The organism is Tangfeifania sp., assembly GCF_055108615.1.
The window spans coordinates 1-8,802 of sequence record NZ_JBSQIC010000117.1 but is presented as its reverse complement, the minus strand read 5'-3'; the positions used below and the strand labels follow the sequence as shown (position 1 = coordinate 8,802).

General features: G+C 38.6%; 7 protein-coding genes. All 7 read left to right on the top strand.

Translation table 11 applies throughout. The features are described from left to right. Window positions 1–949: glycoside hydrolase family 2 protein (locus ACTCNA_RS16725; RefSeq protein WP_462949083.1), on the top strand; the 949-nt coding region annotated here is incomplete at its 5' end. 65 nt (window positions 950–1,014) lie between these two features. Beyond that, a complete protein-coding gene (locus tag ACTCNA_RS16720; RefSeq protein WP_462949082.1) occupies window positions 1,015–2,208 on the top strand; it encodes a glycoside hydrolase family 130 protein in 1,194 nt (397 codons plus the stop codon). Window positions 2,209–2,218: 10 nt separating this feature from the next. Further along, the gene (locus tag ACTCNA_RS16715; protein ID WP_462949081.1) at window positions 2,219–3,448 is read left to right on the top strand and encodes an AGE family epimerase/isomerase; all 1,230 of its coding nucleotides are present in this window, start codon (window positions 2,219–2,221) and stop codon (window positions 3,446–3,448) included. Next, window positions 3,441–4,823 carry an MFS transporter gene (locus ACTCNA_RS16710; protein ID WP_462949080.1) on the top strand — a complete coding sequence of 461 codons (1,383 nt, stop codon included), beginning with the start codon at window positions 3,441–3,443 and terminating at the stop codon, window positions 4,821–4,823. The genes ACTCNA_RS16715 and ACTCNA_RS16710 overlap by 8 nt, the downstream gene beginning before the upstream one ends. A gap of 124 nt (window positions 4,824–4,947) precedes the next feature. Continuing rightward, complete coding sequence (locus ACTCNA_RS16705) at window positions 4,948–7,131, top strand: alpha-galactosidase (RefSeq protein ID WP_462949079.1); 2,184 nt, start codon at window positions 4,948–4,950, stop codon at window positions 7,129–7,131. A gap of 460 nt (window positions 7,132–7,591) precedes the next feature. Beyond that, the gene (locus ACTCNA_RS16700; RefSeq protein WP_462949078.1) at window positions 7,592–8,413 is read left to right on the top strand and encodes an RteC domain-containing protein; all 822 of its coding nucleotides are present in this window, start codon (window positions 7,592–7,594) and stop codon (window positions 8,411–8,413) included. 42 nt (window positions 8,414–8,455) lie between these two features. Continuing rightward, entirely contained in the window at window positions 8,456–8,680 is a 225-nt protein-coding gene (locus tag ACTCNA_RS16695; RefSeq protein ID WP_462949077.1) for a DUF2283 domain-containing protein, read from the top strand. Window positions 8,681–8,802 lie beyond the last annotated feature (122 nt).

Here is an 8,802-nt window from a genome sequence, read left to right as displayed (position 1 = left end):
CTCTTTTAACACATCAGAAACCAATAATTACTACGAGATGAAGAACAAATTTTTATGGTTTGTATTGCTGCTAATTTCCACAGGATTGTTATCCTGTGACTCACCGGATCACAATAATCGGCAATTGTTCGACTATAATTGGAAATTTGCCCTTGCCGATTTCCCGGAAGCTAGTGAACCGGACTTTGATGATACGAGTTGGCGCGAATTAAACGTACCACACGATTTTAGCATTGAGCATCCTTTCGATTCAACCAATGCAACCAATAGTGGAGGTGGGTTTGCATATAGTGGAGTTGGTTGGTATCGTAAGCATTTTACGTTGGGCAAATCTACTGAGAATAAAAAAGTTATTATTCTGTTCGAAGGAATTTACCGCAACAGTGAAGTGTGGATTAACGGCCATTACCTGGGACTTCGACCTTATGGTTACTCATCATTTTATTATGATTTAACACCATACCTGAAGCCTGCTGGTGAAAACAATGTAATTGCGGTGAAAGCAAATACATCAGAGCAACCAAACTCCCGTTGGTATACCGGTGCAGGCATTTACCGACATGTGTGGCTACTAACCAGCGATAAAATACATTTCGACGAATGGGGTGTATTTGCACAAACACTAACAGCCACTAAAGCAAATGCCAACCTTAGTGTCGATGTGGAATTAGTTAACGAATTTAGTATGGACAAAGCCTGTGAAATAAGCACCGTTTTAGTAGATGCTAAAGGTGAAAAAGTAAGCCAAAAGAGCTCCGTTTGCACTATTAAAGCGGGTGACTTCTATAAATTGACACAGCAAATAAGTGTAGACAGCCCGAACTTATGGTCCATCGAAAACCCTTATTTATATCAAATACAAGTTGAGATAAAAGCAGATGGAAAGGTGATGGACGTGTACAATACCCCATTTGGCATCCGAACTTTTAAGTTCGATTCTAACAAGTAACCTGCCAATTATCCAACAAGGATGTTGTTATTGAACAATTTTAATGAAATAGAAAGATGAATAACATGAATAGAACAGAAACGCTGTTTGACGAAAGATTGAGGTTGATTGCGCAGAAACATAAGGCGCTGATTGAGAGGGGGAACAATGAGTTGTTTAGCGATAGTGGAGTGTATAATCGCTATGAATTTCCAATTCTTACCCGCGAACATGTCCCTTTGCACTGGCGTTACGATTTGAACAAAGAAACCAATCCCTGTTTTATGGAACGCATTGGCTTTAATGCCACGTTCAATTCCGGCGCCATTAAATTCAAGGGTAAATATGTTTTGCTTGTCCGTATTGAAGGTAACGACCGTAAATCATTTTTTGCCGTGGCCGAAAGCCCAAATGGCATCGATAATTTCAGGTTTTGGGATCGGCCTGTTACGCTGCCTCAAACAGAGGAACCCGATGTAAACGTTTACGATATGCGCCTTACTCAACACGATGATGGATGGATTTACGGCGTGTTTTGCACAGAGCGAAAAGACCCGAATGCACCAGAGGGCGACACTTCGGCTGCAGTAGCCGCTGCAGGTATTGCCCGCACACGTGATTTGATAAACTGGGAGCGTTTGCCTGACCTGATTTCTACCAGCGGTCAACAGCGTAACGTGGTTCTCTTTCCGCACCTGATAGAAGACAAATATGCTTTTTATACCCGCCCTCAGGATGGCTTTATTGATACCGGAAAAGGTGGTGGAATTGGATTTGGCATGTGCGATTATATTGAAAAACCAGAAGTAAGAGAAGAAGTAATTGTTGATCCAAAAACCTATCATACGGTTTACGAGGTTAAAAACGGATTGGGGCCAGCGCCCATACGTACTGAAAAAGGTTGGCTACAATTGGCTCATGGTGTACGAAATACCGCTGCCGGATTGCGGTACACACTTTATATGTTTATGACAGATTTAAAACGGCCCTGGATAATTACGCATAAACCTCACGGGCATTTTATCGCACCACTTAAGGACGAACGTGTTGGCGATGTGTCGAATGTTGTTTTCTCGAATGGTTGGATTGAAGACGAAGATGGAAAAGTGTTCATTTATTATGCCTCATCAGATACCCGTATGCATGTGGCAACCACTACCGTTGAAAAGTTGGTTGATTATTGTATAAATTCTCCTCAGGATAAGCTTCATTCGCATTTGTCGGTTCAAACGATCAATGATTTGGTGGACAAGAACCAGGACTTTATGAATTTAGTTTAGGCGAGTCCTTATGGAGTTAGAATCAAAAAATAAGAAGCAACAACTACTGCTAATGTTGCCAGAGTTTAAGAGTGAGTTGTTCCGGATTCTCGATTTTTGGAGTACCAAAGCTGTGGATTTGGAATTCGGCGGTTTTGTTGGGCAAATTAACTCTGCTGGAGAAATTATTCCCGGGGCAGGCAAAGGGGCCGTTTTAAACACGCGGCTGCTCTGGACCTTTTCGGCTGCTTTTCGCAATACCGGGGTTCACACTTATATGAAAATGGCTGATCGTGCTTACAACTACCTGGTGCATCATTTTTGGGATCAGGAAAATGGCGGTTTGTATTGGGAGTGTGATTACCTCGGGAATCCATTAAATACACGTAAACAGGCATATGCGCAAGGCTTTGGTATTTACGCATTTTCAGAATATTATTTGGCTACCGGTAAAAAGAAAAGCCTTGAGTATGCATTAAGCTTATTTGGGTTGTTGGAAGACAAGTTTATAGATTCAGAGTTTGAAGGTTATCTGGAGGCCTTAAGTAATGACTTTCGGCCCCTGAAGGATATGCGCCTGAGCCCGAAAGATGCGAATTCGCCCAAGTCGATGAATACACATTTGCACATTCTGGAACCTTACACTAATCTTTACAAAGCCTGGCCTGATGAGCAGTTGAAAAAACGTATCCTGGTATTATTAAGTCTGTTTCAGCAACAAATTATTGATCGGGAAACCGGCCATTTCAACCTGTTTTTTGATCGGAACTGGACGGTTCAATCGAATATTATTTCTTACGGACATGATATAGAAGGTGCTTGGTTGTTGCATGAAGCCGCTTTGGAAACAAAGGATATCAATGTTATTAGGTCTGTTCGTGAATCAGCACTTCACTTAGTCGATGTAACACTGGCGGAAGGAACTGACAAAGATGGTTCGGTGTGGTACGAGCAAGAAAGAGATCATATCGATAAAGATCGCCATTGGTGGGTGCAGGCCGAAGCGATGGTTGGACTTATGGATGCCTGGGAAATCAGTAACGATGATGGGTATATCCAAAGTTTGCTAAAGACCTGGACTTATATCAAAGAAAACCTAATGGATACTGAAAATGGAGAATGGTTCTGGAGCGTTCATAACAATAGAATTCCCAATTTAAAGGAAGACAAAGCTGGTTTTTGGAAATGTCCTTATCATAACAGCCGTGCACTAATTGAACTAATAACTCGAATATCAAAAATGGAAATAGAAAATGACTGAGGCACTTACATTTAAAGAAAAAGCCGCGTATGGGTTCGGAGATTTTGCTTCTTCGATGTTTTGGAAGATATTCTCGATGTTTCTGATGTATTATTACACCGACATCGTTAATCTTTCTCCTCAAAGTGTTGGTACCATGCTATTACTAACGCGTTTATGGGATGGTATTAATGATCCACTTATGGGAATTATTGCGGACCGGACAAATACCAATCAGGGGAAATTTAGACCGTTTCTTTTATGGGGGGCCATCCCTTTTGGTCTAATTGGAATTATTACTTTCTCCATGCCGGAAGTAGGTCCCGGTGGAAAGTTGATTTATGCATACATCACATACACAATGATGATGATGGTGTACACTTTTGTGAATGTGCCTTACGCTTCACTTCTTGGTGTAATGACGGACAAACCGAAAGAACGAACGAGCTTATCATCGTTTAGGTTTATTGGTGCGTATGCCGGAGGTATGGTAATGACTGCCTCTATTCCTCATTTGCTACAATTCTTCAAGTCTATGGAATTATCAGATGCCCGTGGTTTTCAATTGTCGGTAATAATTTATGCAATTATAGCCGCATTTTTCTTCATCATGACCTATGCCTGGACAAAGGAGCGTTTGAAACCTGTTAAGGAAAAAGTTACCATTAAGAGCGATTTAAAGGATTTAGCGAAGAACGGACAATGGTTTATTATGCTGGGAGCTTGCATTTCTGTGCTCATATTTAACTCGCTACGTGATGGGAGTATTCAGTATTATTTTAAATACTACATACAGGATCAGAATCTGCCCTTATTTGGTGAGGTTACCTGGGAGAAATTATCCGGTGCTTATATGACTGTATGGTTAGGAAGTAATATGCTTGGAGTATTATTTGCAAATCCGGCATCTGTTTTTCTGGGAAAAAGAAATGCTTTTATTTATGCGATGCTATTGGCAGCAGCACTAAGTGCAGTGCTATTCTTTTTGAAGCCGGAGCAGATACTGCTGATTTTTCTATTGAATTTATTAATCGGCTTAACAGCTGGTATTGTTTTACCTCTGATTTGGAGTATGTATGCTGATATATCTGATTATTCTGAATATAGAACAGGGCGTCGTGCAACTGGTCTTATATTTTCTTCTTCCAGTATGTCTCAAAAAATGGGGTGGACACTGGGTGGAGCGATCACCGGATGGATACTGGCTGCTTATGGTTTTGAAGCGAATACTATTCAATCTAAAGAATCAATTACCGGAATACGGATGCTGATTAGTATTTACCCGGCAATGGGTGCCGGAATTGCTGTTTTATTCCTCATGGCTTATCGTTTGAGTGATAGGTTTATGGAACAGATTACCCTTGAACTCCGGGAAATGAGAAAAACTAAAAATTAAAAATACATAAATGAAACGAGCATAATTAAATGCCTTTTTAATTGGAAGAAAGTAATTATGCGAGTTACCCCGACTATACGGGGCAGGCTATGAGTCGCCTTTAAAAATTAAAAATTTTAAACGAATGAAAAAAATACAATTATTAGCTATTGGCCTTTTGCTATCAGTTGTGATGTTTGCAAAAGACGGAGATTTGTTAATTTCTACAAAAAATACATCTTTAGTACTTTCTGCATCTGTTGGTGAGGAATTGCTGTTCATTTACTACGGAGAAAAAATAACTTTAAATGAAGTTTCTCAGATCTATGACACTGGGGTTGTAGCTAGTCGTCCTGCTTATCCGGTATTTGGTATTGAGTGTACTTCCGAAGCAGCATTGCAGGTTCAACATGCCGATGGTAATTTATCGTTAGATATGGTTATTTCCGATATAAATGAAAGGGAAAGCGATAAAGCTACTTTTACCGAAATTACCATGAATGACAAAATATATCCTTTTGAAATCAAGGTTATATATAAAGCATATAAGAACTCCGATATTATTGAAACCTGGAGCGAAATCGTACACAACGAGAAGAAAGGTGTGAAATTACAGCAATTTGCATCTGCCTATTTACCTATTCGTAAGAATGACGTATGGATTTCTCATTTATATGGTTCCTGGGCAAATGAAAGCAGAGTGATTACCGAGCAATTACAACCCGGTATGAAAGTTATTAAAAATAAGGATGGTGTGCGCAATTCGCATACCAATCATGCGGAGGTGATGATCTCTCTAAATGGTAAGCCACAGGAACAGGAAGGTCAGGTAATTGGCGCTGCACTTTGTTGGGGAGGTAATTTCCGCCTTCGTTTTGACACTGATGACAGCAATTATCACTCATTTTTTGCAGGTATTAACGAAGATGCTTCAGAATACATACTGGAAGCAAATGAAGTTTTTGTTACCCCGGAACTGGCTTTAACATATAGTAATGATGGTTTGGGGGGAGTAAGTCGAAATTTTCATGAATGGGCGAGAAATGGAAAAATTCATGGAGGTAAGCAAAAGAGAGACATCTTGTTGAATAGTTGGGAAGGCGTTTATTTCGATATCAGCGAGCAAGGTATGGAACAGATGATGGAGGATATTGCCGATATGGGAGGCGAGCTTTTTGTGATGGATGATGGTTGGTTTGGAAATAAATATCAACGAAACAGCGATAACTCATCGTTAGGTGATTGGGTTGTAGATAAGAATAAATTACCTAACGGAATTGATGCATTGGTGCAAAGTTCAGAAAAAAACGGTATAAAATTCGGAATATGGGTTGAGCCGGAAATGACGAATACGGTAAGTGAGCTTTACGAAAAGCATCCCGACTGGATTATTTGTCAACCTAATCGTGAACCCCGCCCCGGTCGTGGAGGAACTCAATTGGTGCTCGACTTATCAAATCCGCAAGTACAGGATTTTATATATAAGACCATCGACAACCTGATGACCCGGAATCCCGACATTGCTTACATAAAATGGGATGCTAATATGAATATTGCCAATTATGGTTCCTCCTATTTACCAGCCGGAAAACAATCCCATCTTTATATTGACTACCATCGGGGTTTTAAAACAATCATGGAAAGAATTCGGGCTAAATATCCCGACTTAGTAATACAAGCCTGTGCCAGCGGAGGAGGACGTGCAAATTATGGGGTATTGCCTAATTTCGATGAATTTTGGGTAAGTGATAATACGGAAGCCCTGCAAAGAATATATATGCAGTGGGGAGTTTCCTATTTCTACCCGGCTGTTGCTATGGCCTCTCATGTTGGTTCTTCTCCTAATCATCAAACAGGACGAATAATGCCTTTGAAATTTCGTTTTGATGTGGCGATGATAGGACGATTGGGAATGGAGATGCAACCCAAAGATATGACAAATGAAGAAAAGGATTTTTCCAGGGAAGCAATCAATACTTATAAAGAAATTCGTCCGGTTATCCAGCAGGGCGATTTGTACCGACTAATCTCTCCATACGATGATAAAGGCGTTGCCTCACTAATGTATTGCACTCCGGAGAAAGACCGTGCCGTATTTTTTGCTTTTAAAGTTGAACATTATCATGGTCAAGTAATTCCTCGTTTTCGCATGTCGGGGTTGGACAAAAACAAAAGATATAGAATAGTGGAAATAAATAAGGAAGATAAAGAAACTCTTTCAATAGAAGGGAAAGTATTTAGCGGCAATCTGTTGATGGAATTGGGAATAGAGCTACCACTAGCAAACGAGTACTCAAGCCGTGTTCTTCAACTATACGAAATGAATTAAAGTGACCATTTTAAATATTTGCTTTGAAGGAGGTTTTAGAAAAATATTAATCAGAATTTAAAGTATTTTCTATTAAAAAATAAATCTTTTTTTGAAGAATGTGTCCAATAATTAGTATGCTTAGTTGATTCAAATTAGATCCATCTGTGATAACATTCCAAGTAGAATAAATACTCACAGGGCATTCTTGATGTATAGACGAATTGAGGTACACAAATATTATTGTTCTGAAGAGAAATACTAGGATCAGAAGGAGTATAGAACACATTATTGTAAGTTTTGGTATTAATCTTCAAGTTGCATATCTCAACATGTATTACGAGGTACTATATGCTTCCAGAATTTGCGATAAATAAAAATTTAAATTTAATCTATGAAATAGAAAATTCATATTACCCCATTTATATACAGTTTGGACTATATGGTATTGTTCGCTGTATAAATAAAAAAGCATAGAATCATGGATAACCAATCATACAATAAAACCATCGAGGAACTGGAAGAAACATTATCCCAGTTAAAAACACAGACACAAAATTTTGTGGAGTTAACCGAAAAAGCCATGGGGCTATGCGACAGTGTAATGATGAAATTTCGTGAGTCGGTATTTCGAAATGGCTTTAATGGTGAAGAAGAAGAAATCTACTTTTTTAAGCATGTTAAACCAAAAGTGGAGAGCAAGTTCATTTTTTACACAGAGTTATTTCAACTTGAAGCAAACTGGCCGGAGGGGGGTAAAAAGATTCAATTAAAATATTTGAGAGATGAAATCAATAATCTTTGTGTTTTTCAAAAGAAAAATAAAGAGCTGTACTATTACATAAAACGGAACAAAGTACAATCAGATCGAATTTACTTTTTAAGGGGTAACCTGGATTCCCGAATTCACGAGGACAATATCTCGTGCCACACAGATCCAAATTTCTGTACAGGATATGATAGAACACTAGCCAGAATAATGGCCTACAAGCAGCTGGGAAAATACATCGGGAATGAAATTAAAAAATTAAAAGGGAACGAAGAATTTGTCAGCAACTTATACTGGACAAATCCTAATATTGATGCTTTGGAAATAGTGTATTCGCTTTTCCTGGCTAATGCCATTAATAATGGGAAGGCAAGCCGAATTGACATTGCCCGTGCCTTTGAAAAGATGTTCAATATTAAGTTCAAGAACATCTACGGCACTTTTAAAGAAATGCGTGGAAGAAGTGATCAGATCAGTTTTCTGCAGCATCTAATAGAAGTTTTACAAAAGCGTATGGATGATATGGATGAATAAGTGTTAACGAATAATTGAATAGAAACTTTAAAATGAAATAAAATGGAAATTACATATTTCAAAGATACAGATACATTACTTGTAAATTTCAACAACAATGAAATTACTGAAACTAAGGACCTTAACGAAAACATACTCGTTGAACTGGATAAAAACGGAAATGTAGTAAGCATGACTATTGAACATGCAAAGCAGCAAACTGAAATCTCAAGCTTTTCATTTAATCAGGTAGAAAATATGACCCAAAATTTGCTGTTATCTGAATAAACTATCGGAAAAAGCTGCTACAGAGCCGAAGCAAATTGAAAAGTAAAACAAAACCCCATAAATAATTCAATAATAAATATTTAACTAATATTCAACCGGTAAACCAACCCTTTTTTTCTGTT

Excerpts from the sequence above, each read along its gene's own strand:
- ACTCNA_RS16700 (WP_462949078.1), top strand. The coding sequence starts at position 7,592 with ATGGATAACCAATCATACAATAAAACCATCGAGGAACTGGAAGAAACA.
- ACTCNA_RS16710 (WP_462949080.1), top strand. The coding sequence starts at position 3,441 with ATGACTGAGGCACTTACATTTAAAGAAAAAGCCGCGTATGGGTTCGGA.
- ACTCNA_RS16705 (WP_462949079.1), top strand. The coding sequence starts at position 4,948 with ATGAAAAAAATACAATTATTAGCTATTGGCCTTTTGCTATCAGTTGTG.
- ACTCNA_RS16695 (WP_462949077.1), top strand. The coding sequence starts at position 8,456 with ATGGAAATTACATATTTCAAAGATACAGATACATTACTTGTAAATTTC.
- ACTCNA_RS16720 (WP_462949082.1), top strand. The coding sequence starts at position 1,015 with ATGAATAGAACAGAAACGCTGTTTGACGAAAGATTGAGGTTGATTGCG.
- ACTCNA_RS16715 (WP_462949081.1), top strand. The coding sequence starts at position 2,219 with ATGGAGTTAGAATCAAAAAATAAGAAGCAACAACTACTGCTAATGTTG.